Consider the following 20,956-nt stretch of genomic DNA (forward strand, 5'->3'; position numbering starts at 1 on the left):
CGCACTTCTCCCCTCTGACTGAAGCAATGGACGCATCATGATTAGCGTATTCGATATCTTCAAAATCGGTATTGGTCCTTCCAGCTCTCACACCGTCGGACCAATGAAAGCCGGTAAACAATTCACGGATGACTTGATTGCACGCGGCATTTTGCACGACATCACCCGCGTGGTTGTCGATGTATATGGTTCCCTTTCCCTGACCGGTAAAGGCCACCATACCGATATTGCCATTATCATGGGGCTGGCGGGTAATCTGCCGGATACCGTTGATATTGATGCAATACCTGGCTTTATCCAGGACGTGAACACCCACGGTCGTTTGCTGCTGGCGAACGGCGAGCATGAGGTTGAATTCCCGGTTGATCACTGCATGAATTTCCATGCGGATAACCTGTCGCTGCACGAGAATGGCATGCGCATTACCGCGCTGGCCGGAGACAAAGCGGTTTACAGCCAGACGTATTACTCCATCGGCGGCGGGTTTATCGTCGACGAGGACCATTTTGGTCAAAGCACCAATTCTGCCGTTGATGTGCCGTACCCTTACAAAAACGCGGCCGACTTACAGCGTCACTGCCAGGAGACAGGGCTTTCTCTCTCCGGCCTGATGATGAAAAACGAGCTGGCCCTGCACAGCAAAGAGGAGCTGGAACAGCACTTCGCTAACGTCTGGGAAGTGATGCGCAGCGGCATTGAGCGCGGGATCACCACCGAAGGCGTGCTGCCGGGTAAACTGCGTGTTCCGCGTCGTGCGGCTGCGCTGCGCCGCATGCTGGTCAGCACCGACAAAACCACCACCGACCCGATGGCCGTCGTCGACTGGATCAACATGTTCGCGCTGGCGGTGAACGAAGAGAACGCCGCGGGTGGCCGCGTCGTCACCGCGCCAACCAACGGGGCGTGCGGAATTGTTCCGGCGGTTCTGGCGTATTACGACAAGTTTATCCGTGAAGTGAATGCAAACTCACTCGCGCGGTATATGCTGGTCGCCAGTGCGATTGGCTCACTGTACAAGATGAACGCCTCGATTTCCGGCGCGGAAGTGGGCTGTCAGGGTGAAGTGGGCGTCGCCTGCTCTATGGCGGCGGCGGGTCTGGCCGAATTACTGGGCGCAAGTCCTGCGCAGGTTTGTATTGCGGCGGAAATCGGCATGGAACATAACCTGGGGCTGACCTGCGATCCGGTCGGCGGACAGGTCCAGGTGCCATGCATCGAGCGTAACGCCATCGCCTCTGTGAAAGCGGTGAACGCGGCCCGTATGGCGCTGCGTCGTACCAGCGAACCGCGCGTCTGCCTCGACAAGGTTATCGAAACCATGTACGAAACCGGTAAAGATATGAACGCCAAATACCGCGAAACCTCCCGCGGTGGCCTGGCGATGAAGATCGTCACCTGCGATTAAGCCTCTCAGGAAGCCTCGTTTTGCGAGGCTTCTTCCTGTTTTCCCCACCATTCATAGTTTCATGCTGCGCTCAGTGTTACCCTTCCCCCATTAGACAGAAGGGAGATTATCTGTGGCCGTTCATTTGCTTATCGTCGATGCACTTAACCTGATTCGCCGTATTCATGCGGTACAGGGCACCCCCTGCAAGGACACCTGTTTACACGCGCTGGAGCAGCTCATTCGCCATAGCGAACCCACCCACGCTGTTGCCGTATTCGACGATGAAGCACGCAATACCGGCTGGCGGCACCAGCGCCTGCCGGACTACAAAGCCGGACGTGCGCCAATGCCGGACGATCTGCACGCAGAAATGCCCGCTATCCGCGCGGCCTTTGAGCAGCGCGGCGTTCCGTGCTGGGGCGCCTACGGTAATGAGGCTGACGATTTAGCCGCAACGCTGGCGGTTAAAGTCGCGAGCGCCGGGCATCAGGCGACTATCGTTTCAACCGACAAAGGCTACTGCCAGCTGCTCTCTCCAACGATCCGCATCCGGGACTACTTTCAAAAACGCTGGCTGGACGCGCCATTCATTGCCAGCGAGTTTGGCGTATCGCCTGAGCAACTGCCGGATTACTGGGGGCTGGCGGGGATCAGCAGCTCTAAAGTGCCGGGTGTCGCCGGTATTGGACCCAAAAGCGCCGCACAGCTGCTGACGGAGTTTCAGAGTCTGGAAGGAATTTACGCCAGGCTTGATGAAGTGCCGGAAAAATGGCGCAAAAAGCTGGAGGCGCATAAAGAGATGGCGTTTATCTGCCGGGAGGTGGCGACGCTACAGACGGATTTACAGCTGGACGGGAATTTACAGCAGTTAAGGTTAGAACGTTAAAACAACTACACGATTTTGTAGGCCCGGTAAGCGCAGCGCCACCGGGCGTTACAAACGTTATCGCTCGTCGCGACGCCCACCCACTGCCGCCCACCAGCGACGGATATGGACCGTCACTTCTTCGCGGTCGTGATAAAGCTGACGCGCCTGGATTTCCGCGTTAATCCCGTGTTCGTCCAGCTGCTGCTGAATATAGGCCAGGTTCTGCGACACCTCTTCGTAGCGCTTTTTCATCGGCAGCTTGAGGTTGAAAATCGTCTCACGACACCAGCCGTTCACCAGCCAGGAGGCCATCAGCGCCGCGACTTTCGCCGGTTTTTCTACCATGTCGCACACCATCCAGGAGATGTTGTTGCGGTTCGGGCGATAGCGGAAGCCGTCCTCACGCAGCCAGGTGACCTGCCCGGTATCCATCAGGCTTTGCGCCATCGGGCCGTTATCCACAGACGAAACCCACATATTGCGTTTCACCAGCTGATAGGTCCAGCCGCCCGGGCACGCGCCAAGGTCGACGGCATACATGCCGTTTGCCAGACGTTCGTCCCACTCGTCCGCCGGGATAAAGACGTGAAACGCCTCTTCCAGCTTCAGGGTTGAACGGCTCGGCGCATCTGCCGGGAAGCGCAGACGCGGGATCCCCATAAAGAACGGCGAATTATTGGTGGTATACGAGTAGCCGGCGTAGCAACATCCTGGCGCAATAAAGAAGATATGCACGACCGGGCGCTTTGGCGTTTCGTAGTTTGTCAGCACACCCGCATCACGCAGCGCCGCGCGCAGCGGCACGGTGAACTTACGGCAGAACTTCATCAGCTCTTTGCTTTCGTTGGTGTCGGCCACTTCCACGCGCAAATCGCCGCCCTTCTCCACCACACCCTGCAACAGGCCAACAATCGGCGTGATGCGATCTTCCGGCGGAAGATCTTTCAGCAGTTCGCCCGCGACAAACATCTGACGGGCGAAAATCAATGAGCTGAACGGCAGTTCGCGCGCCAGCTTGTCGGCATCATCAGGCTGATAGCATTCAAATACCACATAGCCCGCGTTCTCTTTGACGCGAGCGAATCCAAAGACTTCACGCTTCGCCGCTTTATCGGTGATTTCCGCGGCGCACTCTTTCTCAAACCCCGGGCGACAATATAAAACAACCTTATTCATGAACAACGCCCTTGCGTTTCAGACGGATAGCTCCGATAAACATTAACACCCAACCCGCCAGGAAGCTGACGCCGCCGACAGGTGTAACAAACGCCCACAGGCGTAAATGCGACAGCGCCAGACAGTAAAGACTGCCGCTGAACAGTACGGTACCCAGCGCCAGAAAGACGCTGCTCCAGTAAAACCAGATGCTGATGCGGCGCTGCATCGCCACCGCCAGCCCAAAAATCGCCAGCGTGTGGAACGCCTGATATTCAAGGCCGGTCTGGATCCAACCCATCTCCACAACGCCCAGAGATTTGCTTAAGACATGCGCGCCAAACGCGCCCAGAGCTACAAAAATAAAGCCACTCACCGCGGCGAAAATCAGCATGAATCGGCTGGTCATGTTTAAGTCCTGAATTGATGCGTGCCCGGCACACAAACGTTATTGTTCATACCTGAAGCGGAATTTTTCTTGCTCGCTTGCCGCTTTCGCCAGTATCCACTGCCGGAAAGCGGCTATTTTACCCAGTTCTGCCTGACTGTCATGACAAACCAGATAAAATGCATTCTTGCTGACCAGTACATCGTTAAATGGGCAAACCAGACGGCCTGCCTCAATTTCGGACTGCGCCATAACGTTGTTTGCCAACGCCACGCCCTGCCCGTGAATAGCAGCCTGTAGCACCATCGCGCTGTGGCTAAAAATGGGACCCTGCTGCACGTTTATATGATTAAGACCTAACTGGCGGGTATAAGTTTGCCAGTCGCGACGCGAAGCATCGTGCAAAAGCGTATGTTGCGCCAGATCGGCGGGCGTTTTGAGCGCTTTATCCCCCGTCAGCAGCAGCGGTGAACAGACCGGCAACAGATATTCTGCGTATAATTTTTCCACACGCAAGCCCGGCCAGTTACCGCGACCGTAAAAAATCGCCACGTCCACATCATCTGCCAGCTTGTCTTCCTGACGGTCCACCGCCTGGATTCGGACATCGATTCCCGGATAAGTTGAGTTAAAGCTTGAGAGTCGCGGCACCAGCCACTGAATGGCAAAACTGGGCAATAAACTCACAGTCAGGGCGCCTTTTGCGCTCCGGGCCTGAAGTTTGCGCGTGGCTTCCGTCAGCTGGGAAAAAATCTCTTTAATATCCTGAAAATAGCTCTGCCCCTCTTCGGTCAACAGCAACGAACGGTTGCGTCGACGGAACAGCTTAAGCCCCAGAAAATCCTCCAGAGACTTGATTTGATGACTTACTGCGGCCTGTGTCACAAAAAGCTCATCGGCTGCGCGGGTGAAGCTGAGGTGGCGTGCTGCTGCATCAAAAACACGTAATGCATTTAGGGGTGGCAATCGCTTGGACATGGTTATCTGGCTTAGATGTTAACGAGATTTAACATATAGGAAACAACGTTTAACCTATTAGTTTTTTTTATCTGAGCCATTATAATTTGTCCGTTGAGGAACTACCAGCAAATACCTATAGTGGCGGCACTTCCTGAGCCGGAACGAAAAGCTTTTTTTGGAATGCGTGTTCTGAAGGGCTTTTGGCTTACGGTTGTGATGTTGTGTTGTTGTGTTTGCAATTGGTCTGCGATTCAGACCACGGTAGCAACGCTACCAATTTTTCACTTCCTGTACATTTACCCTGTCTGTCCATAGTGATTAATGTAGCACCGCCAACTTGCGGTGCTTTTTTTTCGCTTATCTAACTGTTAATGCTCGATTTCCTTCATCTCTTTCACGTCACTGCGGTTGATCTGCTGTTTGTTCCCGTTAGCATCTTTGTATGAAATCATCCCGGTATCATTATCGGTTGTCGGTTTCCCTTCAGAGACGATAGATCGACCATCGTTGGTATGCATTACGTAGTTATTACCAGAACAGGCGCTCAGGGCAAAGGTCAACGCACAGGCAGAAATGATTGCAGCTGTCTTTTTCATGATTATCTCCTTTAGCAATTAATGCTATTCAAACCTCGATTTATAACAGGCTAAAACATCCGCCTAACACTATTTAGCATAACCTGCTTTTTCAGACTCGCCAGGATAAGCAGACAAATCTGATAGATATCAACTTCCTTGCCCTGCCGATGAATTTGCGCGACGATCGTAGAATCGATATGAGGAATTCCATGAACGCTTTCAGTCCTGCGCAGTTTCGCGCACAGTTTCCTGCGCTGGCCGATGCCGGCATTTATCTTGATAGCGCCGCCACGGCCCTTAAACCGCAGGCGGTGATTGAGGCAACCCGCCAGTTTTACAGCCTGAGCGCCGGGAACGTGCACCGCAGCCAGTATGCCGACGCGCAGCGCTTAACGGCGCAATACGAAGCCGCACGGGATCAGGTCGCGCGCCTGATCAATGCTGACAGCGGTAAGAACATCGTCTGGACGCGGGGCACCACCGAGGCCATTAACATGGTGGCGCAATGTTACGCGCGTCCGCTGTTGCAGCCCGGGGATGAGATCATCGTCAGCGAGGCGGAACACCACGCCAACCTGGTACCCTGGCTGATGGTGGCCGAACAAACCGGGGCACAGGTTGTAAAGCTCCCGTTGGGTGCGGACTTCCTGCCTGACGTGGCGCGTCTGCCTGAGCTGATTACGCCGCGCAGCCGTATTCTGGCGCTGGGGCAGATGTCCAACGTCACCGGCGGCTGCCCGGATCTGGCGCGTGCCATTGAGATTGCCCATGCCAGCGGCGTGGTGGTGATGGTCGACGGTGCGCAGGGTGTGGTGCATTTTCCGGCTGACGTTCAGGCGCTGGATATCGACTTCTATGCCTTCTCAGGACACAAATTGTACGGGCCAACCGGTATCGGCGCGCTGTACGGCAAAGCTGAACTGCTGGCCCGGATGACGCCGTGGCTCGGCGGCGGCAAGATGATTACCGAAGTCACCTTCGACGGTTTTAAAACGCAGGATGTACCCTACCGCCTGGAAGCCGGTACCCCAAACGTGGCCGGGGTTATCGGTCTGAGCGCAGCGCTCGAATGGTTGGCAGAAACGGACGTGGTTCAGGCTGAAAGCTGGAGCCGGGGTCTGGCGACGCTGGCGGAAGAAGAACTGAAAAAACGTCCGGGTTTTCGCTCGTTCCGCGTCCAGGACTCCAGCCTGCTCGCCTTTGATTTCGCGGGCGTGCACCATAGCGACATGGTGACGTTGCTTGCCGGATATGGCATTGCCCTGCGTGCCGGACAGCACTGCGCCCAGCCGCTGCTGGCGGCCATTGGCGTAAGCGGTACCCTGCGCGCCTCGTTTGCACCGTATAATACAAAAAGCGACGTCGAGGCGCTGGTTTCCGCCGTCGACCGCGCCCTGGAATTACTGGTGGATTAATGACAAGTTCAGCTTTAGCCGGACACCCGTTCGGCACCGTTATTACTGAAGAGACGTTAAAACAGACCTTCGTCCCGCTCACGCAGTGGGAAGATAAATATCGTCAGCTGATCCTGCTGGGTAAACAGTTGCCCACGCTGTCAGACGAGCTGAAATCACAGGCGAAGGAGATCGCAGGCTGCGAGAACCGCGTCTGGCTTGGGTTTAGCGTATCCGGTGAGAAACTGCATTTCTTCGGCGACAGCGAGGGACGCATTGTTCGCGGTCTGCTGGCGGTGCTGTTGACCGCAATCGAAGGGAAAAGCGCCGCAGAACTGCTGGCGCATTCTCCGCTGGCGCTGTTTGATGAGCTGGGACTTCGCGCGCAGCTTAGCGCCTCGCGCGGTCAGGGACTGATTGCGCTAAACGACGCGGTACTGGATGCCGCCCGTCAGGCTCAGGCCTGACGTTCCGCCTTCGCCATCATCTTCTTCAGGGCGTGAGAGACCGCCACAAAGCCGAAGGAGGCGGTCACCATGGTGGCCGCTCCAAACCCTGAGGCACAATCCATCCGCTTTGGCCCTTCCGCCGTGCTTTTCATTGCACAGACCGAACCATCCGCCTGCGGATAAACCAGCGCTTCTGTCGAGAACACACAGTCCACGCCCAGCTTGCCTTTGCTATTTTTCACCACGTTGAAGTCGCTTTTTAAGCGCTCGCGCAGCTTAGCGGCCAGCGGATCCTGAATGGTTTTCGCCAGATCCGCCACCTGGATCTGCGTCGGATCAATTTGTCCACCCGCGCCGCCCGTTGTCACCAGCGGCACCTTGTAACGACGACAGTAAGCGATCAGCGCCGCTTTTGGCCGCACGCTGTCGATGGCATCAATCACATAGCTGTAGCCTTTGCTCATGTACTCCGCGACGTTATCTGCCGTCACAAAGTCGTCGATCACCGTCACCCTACACTCCGGGTTGATGAGACGAATACGCTCCGCCATCACCTCGGACTTCGCCAGACCGACGTTATCACGCAGGGCGTGGATCTGACGGTTAGTGTTAGTGACGCAGACGTCATCCATATCAATCAACGTAATTGCGCCAATGCCGGTTCTCGCCAGCGCTTCTGCCGCCCACGAACCCACACCACCAATGCCCACCACGCAGACATGCGCATCCGCGAACAGTTGCAGGGCTTTTTCACCATATAACCGTGCCGTGCCGCCGAAACGCTGGCGCCAGGCATCGCTGATTACCACAGACATAAAACCTCAGATGTAAAAAGGGTGAGGTATTCCTCACCCTGAACCGTAATCCGTCTTGCCCTCAGAATACCACAATCAGCCGCTGAATACGTTTCCGGTACCCGGCGCTGTCTTCAGCACCCACACGCGTCCGTAGTGGTTATACCAGCCTGCACGATGGCCGGCATCCGGGCCGATGCCCTGATAAATGTCGAAGTGCTGGCCTTTGATCGCCCCACCCACGTCCAGCGCCACCATCAGGCGTAATTCATACTTGCCATTGAATTTGCCGTTGTTGTCGAGGAGTGGAACTTCCGCCAGCAGCGTAGTACCTGCCGGGATAATCGAACGATCCGATGCCACAGAAGCGCGGCCAATCAGCGGGACGGCGCTCGCCCCTTTCACCGGCGCAAAGTTCTGCGGTTTGAAGAAGACAAACGATGGGTTCTGCTCAAGCAGCTCACGCACTTCCGCTTCGCTGTGTTTTTCGCCCCACTCGCGGATCGCCTGCATCGACATATCTTCTCGTTTCACTTCGCCACGGTCGATGAGCACCTTACCGATGCTGCGATAGGCATGGCCATTTTTCCCGGCGTAGCTAAAGAAGTTCAGCGGCGAGCCGTCGCCAAAATCAATATAGCCGCTGCCCTGCACGTCCATAATGAAGTTGTCCATCAGCGAGTTGCTGTAGGCCAGCACGTAATTTTCGCTCAGCGCGCCAGCGTAGATCTCGGCGCGGGACGGCAGACGACCGCGTTTCGGCGGCATACGGTAAATGGGATACTGGAACTCGCCCTGGCGTGTGTGGCGCGCCTGGACAACCGGAGTGTAGTAACCGGTAAACTGGACGTTACCGTAGTTATCCGCCCCCTCCATCTGCCAGGCATCGATACCAAACTGGCGCATATTGCGGGTATCACCGCCTGCACGCAGCCAGTCCTGCACGGCGCTATAGACGTTGTTCTGCGAACCGTATAAACGCGGAGAAGCAGTGCGGATCTGGTAGACCTGCTCGGAGAAGTCTCCGGCATTGATCGGAGCGCCCACGGCGTCTGGCTGGTTAACTAAAGAGAAAGGCTGGGATAACTTCCCGTCTTTATACTGTTGACCGCGATCGGTCGGTTTGGAAGAGCAGGCCGCAAGAATCGCCACCATTGCGCCTGTCATCAGATACTTCGCCCAACGTCCTTTCATTATATCTCGTCTTTTAGTTGCCCAATTCCGCGAGATGAAGATAACAAACCCACCGTGTTAATGAAATGCAATCACCTTCCCTTTGGCAAATTCTGCACAAAAAATAGTCCAAAGTAGCTTTTGCCGTTCATTTTGCATACAAAATAATGAATTATGTGAAAAAGGGGTTGCATCACAAACCTATCCGAGTATAGTGCGCTTCCACGGACGCGGGGTGGAGCAGCCTGGTAGCTCGTCGGGCTCATAACCCGAAGGTCGTCGGTTCAAATCCGGCCCCCGCAACCAATTAAAATTTGATGAAGTATCTTCTACGACTGTAGAAAGACGGACGCGGGGTGGAGCAGCCTGGTAGCTCGTCGGGCTCATAACCCGAAGGTCGTCGGTTCAAATCCGGCCCCCGCAACCAATCAAATTTGAAGAAGTAAGTTTCTACAAGTGTAGAAAGACGGACGCGGGGTGGAGCAGCCTGGTAGCTCGTCGGGCTCATAACCCGAAGGTCGTCGGTTCAAATCCGGCCCCCGCAACCAACACTTCTTAAAACAATAAACACCCTGAAGGGTGTTTTTTTGTATCTGGCGTTTGTGAAAATGCCGGGCATGATACCCGGCTTAATGCCCTACCCCCGCCGCGCCAGCGTTTCCCCGTCTGAGAAGTAGGCCCGGATCCCCGCCAGAATCGACTCCGCCACTTCCTGCTGGAATTTAACCGTCTTGAGCTTACGTTCCTCTTCCACGTTACTGATAAACGCGGTTTCGACCAGAATGGATGGAATATCTGGCGCTTTCAGTACCGCAAATCCGGCCTGCTCGACGCTGTTTTTGTGCAGCTTGTTGACCCGGCCCAGCTTGCCCAGCACCGCTTTACCAAACTTCAGGCTGTCGGTAATGGTCAGCGACTGCACCATATCAAACATCGTATGGTCGACGTAACGGTCGCCACTTTTGCTCACGCCACCAATTAAATCCGAGGCGTTCTGCGTGTCCGCCAGGTATCTCGCGGCGGTGCTGGTCGCCCCTTTTGTTGACAGGGCAAACACTGAAGATCCACTCGGCTGGCGGCTGGTGAAGGCATCCGCGTGAATAGAGACAAACAGATCCGCGCGCTGCTTTTGCGCTTTTGCCACGCGGACCTTCAGCGGGATAAAGACATCTTCGTTGCGCGTCATGTAGGCGCGCATATTGCCCTCTTTGTCGATCAACGCCTTCAGACGACGGGCAATTTGCAGCACCACATCTTTTTCGCGGGTGCGATATTTCCCGACGGCGCCGGAATCTTCTCCGCCGTGGCCAGGATCGAGCATGATCACAATCGGGCGATCGCGCCCCGCCTTGCCCGGCTGTGGGCCACTTTGCGCTGGCGGAACCTGGCTGTCGAGATCGCCTTTGTTGTAATCCTCAAGTAATGCCAGAAGCGGATCCTGAATATCCGTCGCATTCGCCGGATAGAGATCCATCACCAGACGCTCCTTAAAGGCGGCTACAGGCGCAAGGGCAAAGAGCTGAGGTTTCACGTTCTGCTTCAGCTCAAACACCATGCGCACGGTTTGCGGATCGAACTGCCCGACGCGCGCCGATTTGATAAAGGGATCGTCGCCACGGATCTGAGCTGCCATGCCTTTAAGCACGGAGTTGAGGTTTACACCTTCGAGATCAACCACCACACGTTCAGGATTGCTGAGGGCAAATTGCTTGTATTTCAGCACGCGATTGGACTCGACCGTCACGCGCGTATAGGTCGACGACGGCCAGACGCGCACCGCGACTACCTGGCTTGTGGCGGCAAGACCCACCTGGCTGACGCTAAGCAACCACATCGCCCCGGCCCCTTTTAACAGGCGGCGGCGGCTTATTGCTGAATTGGATCCCGACATGCTTCTCCCGAGCAAGAAATCTGATTGATGAACAAAACGCCCAAATTGACCGAAAACTTTAACGAATGACGCATAAACTGTCATCTATAAAAGGGTAAACAATCATACGTTAACGCACGGATTACTTATTATTTTCTGTGGGTCGCAGAAAATTTAGGCTTGCACACGCGGCCACAATCGAATAAAAATACAGAAATTACGAATAAACATTCACTAAGGGTTGTGTCATGGTTAAGGAACGCAGAACCGAACTGGTCCAGGGATTCCGCCATTCTGTTCCCTATATCAACACCCATCGGGGAAAAACGTTTGTCATCATGCTTGGCGGCGAAGCCATTGAGCATGAAAACTTTTCCAGCATCGTCAATGATATCGGCCTGCTGCACAGCCTCGGCATCCGTCTGGTGGTGGTGTATGGCGCACGTCCGCAAATCGAAGCCAACCTGGCCGCCCATCACCATGAGCCGATCTACCACAAACACACGCGCGTGACGGATGCGAAAACCCTCGAGCTGGTCAAACAGGCGGCGGGTCTGTTGCAGCTCGATATCACCGCCCGCCTGTCGATGAGCCTGAATAATACGCCGTTGCAGGGCGCGCACATCAACGTGGTGAGCGGCAACTTTATCATCGCTCAGCCGCTCGGCGTGGACGATGGCGTGGATTACTGCCACAGCGGCCGCATCCGCCGTATTGATGAAGAAGCCATTCACCGCCAGTTAGATAATGGCGCGATCGTCCTGATGGGACCCGTTGCCGTCTCCGTAACGGGTGAAAGTTTTAATCTGACCTCAGAAGAGATTGCCACCCAGTTGGCCATCAAGCTGAAAGCGGAAAAAATGATCGGCTTTTGCTCCTCACAGGGTGTCGTGAACGATGAGGGCGTGATTGTGCCAGAACTTTTTCCGAATGAAGCCCAGGCGCGCGTCGAAGCGCTGGAAGCAGAAGGCGATTACTATTCCGGTACCGTGCGTTTTCTGCGCGGCGCCGTTAAAGCGTGCCGTAGCGGGGTGCGCCGGAGCCACCTGATCAGCTATCAGGAAGACGGCGCGCTGTTGCAGGAGCTGTTCTCCCGGGACGGGATCGGTACGCAGATCGTCATGGAGAGCGCCGAGCAGATCCGCCGTGCCACCATCAACGATATCGGCGGCATTCTGGAGCTGATCCGTCCGCTGGAACAACAGGGCATTCTGGTTCGCCGCTCCCGCGAACAGCTGGAGATGGAGATCGACAAGTTCACCATCATTCAGCGCGATAACCTGACCATAGCCTGTGCGGCGCTTTATCCGTTCCCGGAAGAGCAGATTGGCGAAATGGCATGCGTCGCCGTGCATCCTGATTACCGTAGCTCCTCACGGGGGGAACTGCTGCTTGAACGCGTGGCGGCACAGGCGCGCCAGATGGGTCTGAGCAAGCTGTTCGTGCTTACCACGCGCAGCATTCACTGGTTCCAGGAGCGCGGCTTCACGCCGGTGGATATTGATTCCCTGCCGGAAAGTAAGAAAGAGATGTACAACTACCAGCGCCGCTCGAAGGTGTTAATGGCGGACCTGGGATAACAGTCACCCTCTCCTGCTGGAGAGGGCGTTCACTCAGACAGATTCAAATATCACGCTTAATCCGCTTCTGCGCTCGGTACGGGTGGCAATCGCCTGACTCAACACGCGCTCATCCGCATACAGTGAAAGACGCTGGCGCGCACGGGTAATGGCAGTGTAGACCAGCTCGCGGGTCACAACCGGCGACAGCTGGGTCGGCAGGATCAGCGCCGCATGGTTGAACTCGGAGCCCTGAGATTTGTGTACCGTCATCGCCCATGCCGTTTCATGCTCTGGCAGGCGGCTGGGCTGGACGGACTTCACGCTACCGTCCGGTAGCTGGAACCAGACGCGCAGACCGTTACCGCGATCGAGCGCAATGCCGATATCCCCGTTGAACAGCCCCAGCGCACTGTCGTTGCGGGAGATCATCACTGGCCGGCCTTCATACCATCGCGAATGCAGCTGACGGTTAATTTTGCGTTTCTGCACCAGCAGCTGCTCCAGCCTGTCGTTCAGGCCCGCGACGCCAAACGGCCCTTCCCGCAATGCGCACAGAAGCTGGTATTCGCCAAATGCGGCGATGACCTGCCCGGGCTGACTGCGCTGCTGCACGCAGCTCAGAAAATGCTGGTATCCCTGGAGAGCCTCCTCAAGCATAGCCTGATACTCTTCCCCGCTTTGCAGCGATTTCTTTTCAATGTCAGTGAAGGTACCGTCAAACACCGTGCGCGTGGCGTGCCTGTCGCCACGGTTGACCGCCGCAGCCAGCTGGCCAATGCCGGAGTCGCTACCGAAACGGTAGCTTTTTTGCAGCAGGCACAGGCTGTCACGCAGTGCGCCCGCGATCGGCGTGTGATCGGGTTCAAGCGAGCAACCGGTCAGACGGGCGAGCTCCTGCGCCCGCGCGGGGGTATAACCGTAACTGGCGTAGGTACAGATATCCCCCAGTACGGCCCCGGCTTCTACAGAGGCGAGCTGGTCGCGATCGCCCAGGAAAACCACGCGCGCATGGGGTGGCAGCGCATCGATCAGGCGCGACATCATGGTCAGGTCGATCATGGAGGCTTCATCTACCACCAGCACGTCCAGATGCAGCGGATTGCCCGCATGGTAGCGCAGCCGCTGGCTACCCGGCTGCGCGCCGAGCAGACGGTGCAGAGTACTTGCTTCACCCGGGAAAAGCGCAAGCTGCTCCTGGGTGAGCGGCAGCCGTTGCATCGCACCGCCCAGTGATTCGGTCAGACGCGCCGCGGCCTTCCCGGTGGGCGCCGCCAGACGAATACGGCATCGCTGCTCGCCTGAAAGCTGTATCAGGGCTGCCAGCAGCTTTGCGACGGTCGTTGTTTTCCCCGTTCCCGGGCCGCCGGATATCACCGAGATCCGCCGCGTCAGGGCGACGGCTGCCGCCACTTTCTGCCAGTCTGTGGCCTCACCGGAGTCAAACAGCCTGTCCAGCGTCTGGCGAAGCTGTGCTTCGTCGCAGGGAAGCGGCGCATTGGTCTCACTAAAGAAACGCGCTACCGTCAGTTCGTTTCGCCACAGGCGGTTCAGGTATAAGCGCTCCCCCGTAAGGATCAGCGGTGCCTGGTTGTCTCCCGGCCCGACGGCTGACGATTCACGCAAGATTTTCTGCCAGTCCACCTTATCTCCCAGCAGCGCAAAGCAGGACTGGAGGACAGGCGGCATTTTCTCGTCAACCACCAGACGCGAGAGCGGCAGACACACATGCCCCTCTCCGGCATCTTTACTCAACAGGGCAGCGGCAAGCATCACGGCGGGCTGGTCAGCGGCAATCATCATGGCAAACTGCACGTCCAGCTGACGCAGCACGCGTTGCTCTACCGCATCCAGCAATAAGTCCTGCATCGTCATGCCATCTCCTCCGTGTTTGCTGCAAACAGGTTATCCATTTTATTAATCAATTCCGCATCCGGACGAGTGCTGAAGATCCCGGAGCGCGGATCGGCAGCATCAACCCCGCGCAGGAACAGATAGATGACACCGCCAAAATGATCGTCGTAGCGATAATCCGCAATACGGTGGCGCAAATAGCGGTGCAGCGCCAGGGTATAGAGCTGATATTGCAGATCGTAGCGATGCATTTGCATGGCTGCCGCCATCGCCTGCTGGGTATAGGCTTCGCTGTTCTCGCCCAGCCAGTTCGATTTGTAATCCAGCAGGTAGTACCGTCCTTCGTGACGGAAGACCAGGTCGATAAACCCTTTCAGCATGCCCTGCACCTGACGGAAGTTCAGCGGCGGGCAACCGGCTGACAGCGGATCGTACTGACGGATGAGCGCATCGAGCGCGTCGGCCTTAAGCGGGCCTGCGACGGGCAGATAAAACTCCATCTCAACCTGCTTATTTTTGGCCGTTAACTGGCGAAGAGAGAAGCCCTGCGTCGTCAGCGGCGCCTGCAAAATGGCGTTGATCCAGTCAGTGAGAACGGGCAGCCAGTGCGCGTCATAGCCTCCGCTCTGCAACATCTTCAGCACCCACTCCTCACTGACAGGCTGGGTGAAATCAAGCTCTTCAAAGAGGCTGTGCAAAAAGGTGCCCGGCGACGCGCCGCGTGGGAACTGATGTGGAGTTAACGTCGGTTCAACCGGAACATCGCCCACCCCTGCGGCATCCACGTCCAGCTTCGGCATGAGATCCTGCGCAATACTTTGCCCGTGCTGTTGCAGGCCAGAGTAGCTGGTGACGCGCCAGTCGTCGGCAAGCACCCGTGTGATCTGGCGCGCGTTAAGATCGGTCGCGGGCTCTTGCGCCATTTCCCAGCGGCTGTTGTCTGGCAGAGAAGGGATATGCAGGGCGATATCGTCACCGCAAAGCGACTCAATACAGAGGCGCAACCCCGCCGCATCTTTCGGCTCACCACGCTGGATAAGCCGCCCTAACGCGCTTAAATGGAAATCGCTCTCCCCTGTTTTCTCCCCGCGACGGCGGAAAACCGGCGCGACGCCCAGGCTGCAATGCCAGACAGAGCGGGTCAGCGCCACGTAAAGCAGGCGCAAATCCTCCGCCAGACGCTCCGCTTCCGCCAGCTCAACGCTGGTTTCCGCCTTGCTGAGATCGAGCACCGCATCGAAAGTCTCGCGGTCATGATAATAGGCCTGATCCTGAACGCGGTAGTTGGCGATAAAGGGCAGCCAGACCAGCGGATACTCGAGACCTTTCGATTTGTGAATGGTGACGATTTGCACCAGATGCTTATCGCTCTCAAGACGCATCTGCTGGCTTGAGGCGTTACTGTTTGGATCCGCGATTTGCTGCGCCAGCCAGCGCACGAGGGCATGTTCACTTTCAAGCTGGGTGCCGGCTTCCTGCAACAGTTCGCTGATGTGTAAAATATCGGTAAGACGCCTTTCACCGCCCGATGACGCCAGCATATTTTCGGCAATCTGGCGCCGCGTCATCAATTCGCGCAGCATCGCCATGACGCCGCGTTTTTGCCAGCGTTCACGGTAATGGACAAACTCTTCCACCACCGTATCCCATGCGTTTTCGTCATGGTTGAGCTCATCAATATCGCGCGCGTTCAACCCCAGCATAGAGCTGGCCAGCGCGCTTCGAAGCGTATTTTCGCGCTCCGGGGCCAGCACCGCCTGAAGCAGCCAGAGCATTTCCTGGGCTTCCAGCGTGTCGAACACGCTGTCGCGGTTAGAGAGATACACTGACGGAATATCCAGCAGCGTTAGCGCATCGCGGATTAGCGCCGCTTCCTGACGACTGCGCACCAGCACGGTAATATCAGAGGCTTTAACTGGATTCGCCTGTTCCCCCTTCCACAGCAGCGCCTCGCCGCGCGCGCCTGCGCTCAGCCAGTCACGGATTTGCGCGGCGCAGTGCTGGGCCATCGCCGCCTGATAGTCGGCAACCCCATAGCCTTCCCCTTCCAGCAGCCAGAAGGTCATGGCGGGTTGCACCGCGCTACTGACTTCGAAGCGCAGGGATGCGTTTTTTGGGGCGGATTTCACCGGCAGGAAAGGGATTTCATTGAACATGAACGCCGTCTCCATACGGCTGAACAGCGCATTGACGCTCTCAACCATCCCCGGCGCGGAACGCCAGTTAGTGTCTAACGTGTAATGCGCGACAACCTCACTACGGGCTTTCATATAGGTGAAGATATCTGCCCCACGGAAGGCGTAAATCGCCTGTTTAGGGTCGCCAATCAACAACAGAGCAGTGTCGGGCTGCTGTCGCCAGATGCGGCGAAAAATGCGGTACTGCTGAGGGTCGGTGTCCTGAAATTCGTCAATCATCGCCACCGGAAAACGGGTACGGATCGCGCTGGCGAGCGCTTCACCATTCTCGCTGGACAGCGCCTCGTCCAGGCGGCTCAGCATGTCATCAAACCCCAGCTCGCCCCGGCGACGTTTTTCGCGCGCGACGGCCTGGCGGATCTCCGTCATGGCGCGGGTGATCATCAGGTCATTGAGCGTTAATGGCTCCGCAAGCAGCGCATCAATCGCCACAAACAGGGAATGCTCAGGCACAATGCCGTCGGCTTTGGTTCGCTCGGTCAAAAAGCGCTGCGAAAATTTTTCCAGTGCGTCCGGAAGCTGGTAGCCCCGCGTCTCCTCCTGGGCCCAGACGCTGATCTTTTCGATCCACTTCCCCTGGTTCCCACGGTTGAACTTGCGTCTGTCGATGCCTGAGTTTTCGATGATTGCATCAATTTCACCAACCGACTCATTCCACTTCTGCTTAAGCGTCGCAATTTTGGCGACGATCTTTTCATGGCGCGAGGCCAGCGTTTCATCGGCAGGCGGCGGAGATTTAATGACCGGCGCTTCGCCTTGCAGGTAACGGTCGATGGCGCGAAGAAGCTCTTCCGGACCTTTCCACAGGGCGTGAACCGCTTCGGCAATGTCGCGCTGCAATGGATAACAGTGACGACGCCAGAAATCCGCACAGGCCTGATAGCGAAGCTCGGATTCATCTTCAATAAGCTGCTGCTCAAAGAGCATGCCGGATTCAAACGCATTCAGGCTTAACATGCGCTGACAAAAACCGTGAATGGTGAAGACGGACGCTTCATCCATTTGCCGCTCGGCCAGCAGCAGCCATTGCGCAGCCTGTTGCTTATCCGCAATCTCGTCCAGCAGGCTCGCGTAGAGGGGGTTATCCGTCGTCTGACGCAAACAGGCGATGCGCAGCTCATGAATGTTGCTGCGAATACGGCCACGCAGCTCGGCAGTGGCCGCTTCGGTGAAGGTTACCACCAGCAGCTCTTCCACGCTTAACGGGCGCGAAAAAGCGGCGTTGCCGCCGAGCCCCAACAGCAGACGCAAATAGAGCGCGGCGATGGTATAGGTTTTTCCCGTTCCCGCTGAGGCTTCAATCAGTCGCTCACCCTGTAGAGGTAAACTTAGGGGATCAAGCGGCTCAGCGGTATGGGTCATTCTTTCTTACTCCAGGGCATAGTTTGTTGCAGCGCGCTGACGCTCTTCCAGACGGTCCACTCTTTTGATTTTACGTAGTCCGTTTTCCCGTTCTGGCTGCCAGAAACCTGAGACAGGATGGCCATACCCTGCGGTTTTACTACCGCCTGATGGAAGAAATCGGCAACCTTTTGTGGCGTCAGCTGTTTTATTTCGGCCACTATTTTATCACGCGAATCAAATTTCATATTACCGCGATCAAAATCTTTGCTCAGCTGCGAGGCCTCTTCACCCAGCGTCTGCGGCGGCTGCATCACCTGGGCGATAACCGCCTGCTGGATCTGGGCAAACTCTTCCGGCTTCATGGCGCGCAGTTTTGCTTCCGCCTGCGGGAAGAACGCCTGATAACGCTGCCACAGGTAAGCGGGTTGCTTGTCGCTGCTTTGCAGAAGGAAGCCCAGCCCCCACTGACGGCCCACATTCATAGAGAAAGCGAATACCGCATAGCCCAGCTGCTCTTCGGTGCGCAGCTGGTTGTAAAACCACGGCTGAATAATTTGACCAAGCACCGCACTCTGGGCAGAGCTGGTAAATTCGTCATAACCGACAGGGACAAACACCGCGGCCAGCGCGGAATCCGTGCTGCTTCCAGCTTTTTCGAAGATCACGTTCTGCTTTTTCTCTACCAGCACATCCTGGTTACGGCACCACTCATCGCCTTTTGAACCCAGTTGCGCACGGACGTTTTGCGCCAGCGTTTTAGCCTGATCTTCGCTCATATTCCCTACAACCAGGAACTCCGGACGGGTATTGGTTTTCAGCGCATCACGGTAAGCCAGCACCTCTTTTAAGGTGACTGAGGGCAATAACGCGCGGCGATCTTCGCGCTGGAAGTACGGAATTTGCGACAGCATCTGTGCTGGCATAATCGCCTGATCGTAGGCTTTACCCTTCTCGGCAGAATCCATCATCTGGGCATACCAGGACTTAGCCTGCTCGAGCTGTTCTTCCGTAGGCGTATAGCTGAAATAACCGTCCAGCAGGGCCTGGAACAGCTGCGGCAAACGCTGGGTATAGCCGTTGGCATTCACCATCAGGCCGTTATTGGCGTTGGTGGAGAAACTGATACCACCAACGGCAGCCTGGTTGCTGAGCTGATCGAGAGCAATACCGGCCAGATAATCATTAAGCGCAAACAGCACCTGGTTTCTGGCGCTGTCCATTGCTTTGGGGTTACGCAGCACCACGCTAACATCCGCTTTTGGCTCGTCGGCGAAATAGCGGCTTGGGGTGTAGACCACGCGCAGCGTCGGCTCATCAACAATCAGCTCCGGGTGCGGATACGCCTTTGCGGGTTTGATCAGCGAGAAATCGTCCGGGATGTAGGGGTTAAGTTCCGGTAACGTCAGCGCAATTTCCCCCGCCTTTTTCTGCCAGCCCGCGAAGGTCTGTTCGCTGATTTTTTCAACCTGATACGGGGCATCAACGAAGTAGGCCATTTTGTTATGCGGTTCGTTCGGGCTGATATACCAGACGCGGGCATTCTGCGGAGTCATCATCGCCAGACGCGCTTTGAGCGCTCCGGCGTCATACTGGTCGGCAATATTTACCGCATCCAGCGTATGTTCCACCGGCACGCGGATCATGGTATCTGCCAGCCACTCAACGTAGTCCATATCACGCGTGATAGAGGGATAGCGGAAATCGAGATCCAGCACGTGCGCCAGCTCGTCAAAGTAGCGTTTATCGACGCCTTTATCGCGCAGCAGAGAGAGGTAACTGAAAATGGCCGCAACGACGTCGTCCCGGTGAGCCAGCCCTTTATCGGTCAGCGTCGCGGAGATGGCCAGCACGCCGCTATTCCCATTTACAACGGGATCGGAGTCAGCGCGAATACCTTCCACCAGCCCCTGCTTTTGCAGCCAGTCGGAGAGCGTACCCGGGCTGCGGTTGCCGATAAGATACGTCACCAGCTCGTCGGTTTTGCTGCGGAACTGCGCCGTGTTGTTATCAATACGGAATTCAACGCGTAACACCTTGCGCGGCAAGGCCGGCACATAGTGAATAACAATGCCTTTTTGCGCGTCCGTGACAACCGGCACGTTAATCTGCGGCAGATCGATATTTTTATTTGGCACCCTGCCGTAGGTCTGCGCGGCCATGTTTGCCAGCGTCGGCAACGGTTTATTGCTGTAGATAACCGCTTTCATCAGATTGGCGGAATAGTATTTTTCACGAAACGCATGCAGCGCATCGAGCACCGGGCTACCTGGCTTGTCGCTCAGCGTTTCAAGGTTGCCGCCTGAGAAGCGCGAACCCGGGTGCGCCGGATTGATGGTTTCAGCGCTAACCTGCGCCATGCGCATACCGTCTCGCGTGCGCGCCATCGTCAGTTCGGCGTTCACGGCATTACGTTCACGGTCAGCGTATTTTTTATCCAGCAGCGGTGCGGCGATGGCATCCGCCAGACGGTCCACCGCCCCATCAAGCGCATCATTTTCCACTTCCAGGTAAAACGCGGTGCGATACGGCGCGGTACTGGCGTTGTGGCTGCCGCCATGCATTTTCAGAAATTCGGACAGGCTGTCAGGCTGTGGGTATTTTTTAGAGCCCATCAGCGTCATGTGCTCAAGGTAGTGCGCCAGTCCAGGATGGGCGTCAGGATCTTCCAGCGAACCCACCGGCACAACCAGCGCGGAGAGCGATTTCACCGCCTGAGGATCGGAAACCAGCAGCACGGTCATCCCGTTATCAAGACGAATCGCCTGATACTCACGGGTGTCCTTATCGCTCTTACGGATTGTTTCCTTGACAGGTTGCCAACCGGAATCGGCCTGAGTGACGGGAGCCCAAAGGGCGATAAACAAAACAAACGCTTTGAACAAGGTGCTGCCTGGCATTACGACCTCTTTATCACGGCTACATCATTAACAACGTGCGTGCTGGACACGCCAGCATCTCTTTCTTTGGGTACATCAGTCCGTGATA

The 20,956-nt window shown here is 56.4% G+C and carries 15 protein-coding genes and 3 tRNA genes; 8 read left to right on the forward strand and 10 right to left on the reverse strand.

The window, feature by feature from the left end; genetic code table 11:
* Positions 1 to 37 precede the first annotated feature (37 nt).
* Together SK50_RS19760 and xni are read left to right on the forward strand one after the other, a co-directional pair.
* Positions 38 to 1,405 (forward strand): L-serine ammonia-lyase, encoded by a 1,368-nt coding sequence (locus SK50_RS19760; RefSeq protein ID WP_015571736.1) that lies wholly within the window; start codon positions 38 to 40, stop codon positions 1,403 to 1,405.
* Between the two features lie 112 nt (positions 1,406 to 1,517).
* Positions 1,518 to 2,273: a flap endonuclease Xni gene (xni, locus tag SK50_RS19765; protein WP_045344488.1), complete on the forward strand. Its 756-nt coding sequence runs from the start codon at positions 1,518 to 1,520 to the stop codon at positions 2,271 to 2,273.
* A gap of 57 nt (positions 2,274 to 2,330) precedes the next feature.
* On the opposite strand, the gene rlmM is transcribed toward xni, so the two are convergent.
* From rlmM to SK50_RS19785, 4 genes are all read right to left on the reverse strand, one after another.
* Entirely contained in the window at positions 2,331 to 3,431 is a 1,101-nt protein-coding gene (gene rlmM / locus SK50_RS19770) for a 23S rRNA (cytidine(2498)-2'-O)-methyltransferase RlmM (protein WP_003862754.1), read from the reverse strand.
* Complete coding sequence (locus tag SK50_RS19775) at positions 3,424 to 3,819, reverse strand: DUF423 domain-containing protein (RefSeq protein WP_003862756.1); 396 nt, start codon at positions 3,817 to 3,819, stop codon at positions 3,424 to 3,426. Before SK50_RS19775 ends, rlmM begins: the two co-directional genes overlap by 8 nt.
* A gap of 39 nt (positions 3,820 to 3,858) precedes the next feature.
* Entirely contained in the window at positions 3,859 to 4,776 is a 918-nt protein-coding gene (gcvA, locus tag SK50_RS19780; protein ID WP_003862758.1) for a glycine cleavage system transcriptional regulator GcvA, read from the reverse strand.
* 350 nt (positions 4,777 to 5,126) lie between these two features.
* Entirely contained in the window at positions 5,127 to 5,354 is a 228-nt protein-coding gene (locus SK50_RS19785) for a YgdI/YgdR family lipoprotein (protein ID WP_015571738.1), read from the reverse strand.
* A 191-nt stretch (positions 5,355 to 5,545) separates the two neighbouring features.
* On the opposite strand from SK50_RS19785, the gene csdA reads away from it, so the two are divergent.
* Entirely contained in the window at positions 5,546 to 6,751 is a 1,206-nt protein-coding gene (gene csdA / locus SK50_RS19790; RefSeq protein WP_032619123.1) for a cysteine desulfurase CsdA, read from the forward strand.
* Positions 6,751 to 7,197, forward strand: coding sequence for a cysteine desulfurase sulfur acceptor subunit CsdE (gene csdE, locus SK50_RS19795; RefSeq protein ID WP_017382839.1), 447 nt, complete (start codon positions 6,751 to 6,753; stop codon positions 7,195 to 7,197). The genes csdA and csdE overlap by 1 nt, the downstream gene beginning before the upstream one ends.
* Here csdE and tcdA read toward each other — a convergent pair.
* On the reverse strand, positions 7,188 to 7,994 hold the full coding sequence (gene tcdA / locus SK50_RS19800; RefSeq protein WP_006811804.1) for a tRNA cyclic N6-threonylcarbamoyladenosine(37) synthase TcdA: 807 nt from the start codon (positions 7,992 to 7,994) through the stop codon (positions 7,188 to 7,190). The two genes, csdE and tcdA, sit on opposite strands and share 10 nt — an antisense overlap.
* Before the next feature lie 75 nt (positions 7,995 to 8,069).
* Positions 8,070 to 9,167, reverse strand: coding sequence for a murein transglycosylase A (mltA, locus tag SK50_RS19805; protein WP_040118048.1), 1,098 nt, complete (start codon positions 9,165 to 9,167; stop codon positions 8,070 to 8,072).
* Between the two features lie 208 nt (positions 9,168 to 9,375).
* Here mltA and SK50_RS19810 point away from each other — a divergent pair.
* The 3 genes from SK50_RS19810 to SK50_RS19820 all read left to right on the forward strand — a co-directional run bounded on the left by SK50_RS19810 (position 9,376) and on the right by SK50_RS19820 (position 9,694).
* Positions 9,376 to 9,452 (forward strand) — tRNA-Met (locus SK50_RS19810).
* Between the two features lie 44 nt (positions 9,453 to 9,496).
* Positions 9,497 to 9,573: transfer RNA gene (locus SK50_RS19815), tRNA-Met, on the forward strand.
* Positions 9,574 to 9,617: 44 nt separating this feature from the next.
* A tRNA-Met gene (locus SK50_RS19820) sits at positions 9,618 to 9,694 on the forward strand.
* 89 nt (positions 9,695 to 9,783) lie between these two features.
* Here SK50_RS19820 and amiC read toward each other — a convergent pair.
* On the reverse strand, positions 9,784 to 11,037 hold the full coding sequence (amiC, locus tag SK50_RS19825) for an N-acetylmuramoyl-L-alanine amidase AmiC (protein ID WP_045344620.1): 1,254 nt from the start codon (positions 11,035 to 11,037) through the stop codon (positions 9,784 to 9,786).
* Between the two features lie 227 nt (positions 11,038 to 11,264).
* Between amiC and argA the strand changes: the two genes are divergently transcribed.
* Entirely contained in the window at positions 11,265 to 12,596 is a 1,332-nt protein-coding gene (argA, locus tag SK50_RS19830; RefSeq protein ID WP_015571744.1) for an amino-acid N-acetyltransferase, read from the forward strand.
* Positions 12,597 to 12,629: 33 nt separating this feature from the next.
* On the opposite strand, the gene recD is transcribed toward argA, so the two are convergent.
* Genes recD through ptrA form a run of 3 tightly spaced genes read right to left on the reverse strand, consistent with a single transcriptional unit; the run spans position 12,630 to position 20,868 of the window.
* Complete coding sequence (gene recD, locus SK50_RS19835; RefSeq protein WP_045344622.1) at positions 12,630 to 14,450, reverse strand: exodeoxyribonuclease V subunit alpha; 1,821 nt, start codon at positions 14,448 to 14,450, stop codon at positions 12,630 to 12,632.
* Positions 14,447 to 17,989 (reverse strand): exodeoxyribonuclease V subunit beta, encoded by a 3,543-nt coding sequence (gene recB / locus SK50_RS19840; protein ID WP_045344623.1) that lies wholly within the window; start codon positions 17,987 to 17,989, stop codon positions 14,447 to 14,449. The genes recD and recB overlap by 4 nt, the downstream gene beginning before the upstream one ends.
* Positions 17,986 to 20,868: a pitrilysin gene (gene ptrA, locus SK50_RS19845; RefSeq protein WP_032619114.1), complete on the reverse strand. Its 2,883-nt coding sequence runs from the start codon at positions 20,866 to 20,868 to the stop codon at positions 17,986 to 17,988. Before ptrA ends, recB begins: the two co-directional genes overlap by 4 nt.
* Positions 20,869 to 20,956: the final 88 nt, after the last annotated feature.

It is taken from the genome of Enterobacter sp. BWH64, from assembly GCF_001037645.1.
GTDB classification, from domain to species: Bacteria; Pseudomonadota; Gammaproteobacteria; order Enterobacterales; family Enterobacteriaceae; genus Enterobacter; species Enterobacter hormaechei_C.

Bases quoted from the DNA above. Each gene is read 5' to 3' on its own strand.
- mltA (WP_040118048.1), bottom strand. From the start codon at position 9,167: ATGAAAGGACGTTGGGCGAAGTATCTGATGACAGGCGCAATGGTGGCG.
- amiC (WP_045344620.1), bottom strand. From the start codon at position 11,037: ATGTCGGGATCCAATTCAGCAATAAGCCGCCGCCGCCTGTTAAAAGGG.
- rlmM (WP_003862754.1), bottom strand. From the start codon at position 3,431: ATGAATAAGGTTGTTTTATATTGTCGCCCGGGGTTTGAGAAAGAGTGC.
- SK50_RS19785 (WP_015571738.1), bottom strand. From the start codon at position 5,354: ATGAAAAAGACAGCTGCAATCATTTCTGCCTGTGCGTTGACCTTTGCC.
- tcdA (WP_006811804.1), bottom strand. From the start codon at position 7,994: ATGTCTGTGGTAATCAGCGATGCCTGGCGCCAGCGTTTCGGCGGCACG.
- SK50_RS19760 (WP_015571736.1), top strand. From the start codon at position 38: ATGATTAGCGTATTCGATATCTTCAAAATCGGTATTGGTCCTTCCAGC.
- recB (WP_045344623.1), bottom strand. From the start codon at position 17,989: ATGACCCATACCGCTGAGCCGCTTGATCCCCTAAGTTTACCTCTACAG.
- ptrA (WP_032619114.1), bottom strand. From the start codon at position 20,868: ATGCCAGGCAGCACCTTGTTCAAAGCGTTTGTTTTGTTTATCGCCCTT.
- csdE (WP_017382839.1), top strand. From the start codon at position 6,751: ATGACAAGTTCAGCTTTAGCCGGACACCCGTTCGGCACCGTTATTACT.
- SK50_RS19775 (WP_003862756.1), bottom strand. From the start codon at position 3,819: ATGACCAGCCGATTCATGCTGATTTTCGCCGCGGTGAGTGGCTTTATT.
- csdA (WP_032619123.1), top strand. From the start codon at position 5,546: ATGAACGCTTTCAGTCCTGCGCAGTTTCGCGCACAGTTTCCTGCGCTG.
- recD (WP_045344622.1), bottom strand. From the start codon at position 14,450: ATGACGATGCAGGACTTATTGCTGGATGCGGTAGAGCAACGCGTGCTG.
- argA (WP_015571744.1), top strand. From the start codon at position 11,265: ATGGTTAAGGAACGCAGAACCGAACTGGTCCAGGGATTCCGCCATTCT.
- gcvA (WP_003862758.1), bottom strand. From the start codon at position 4,776: ATGTCCAAGCGATTGCCACCCCTAAATGCATTACGTGTTTTTGATGCA.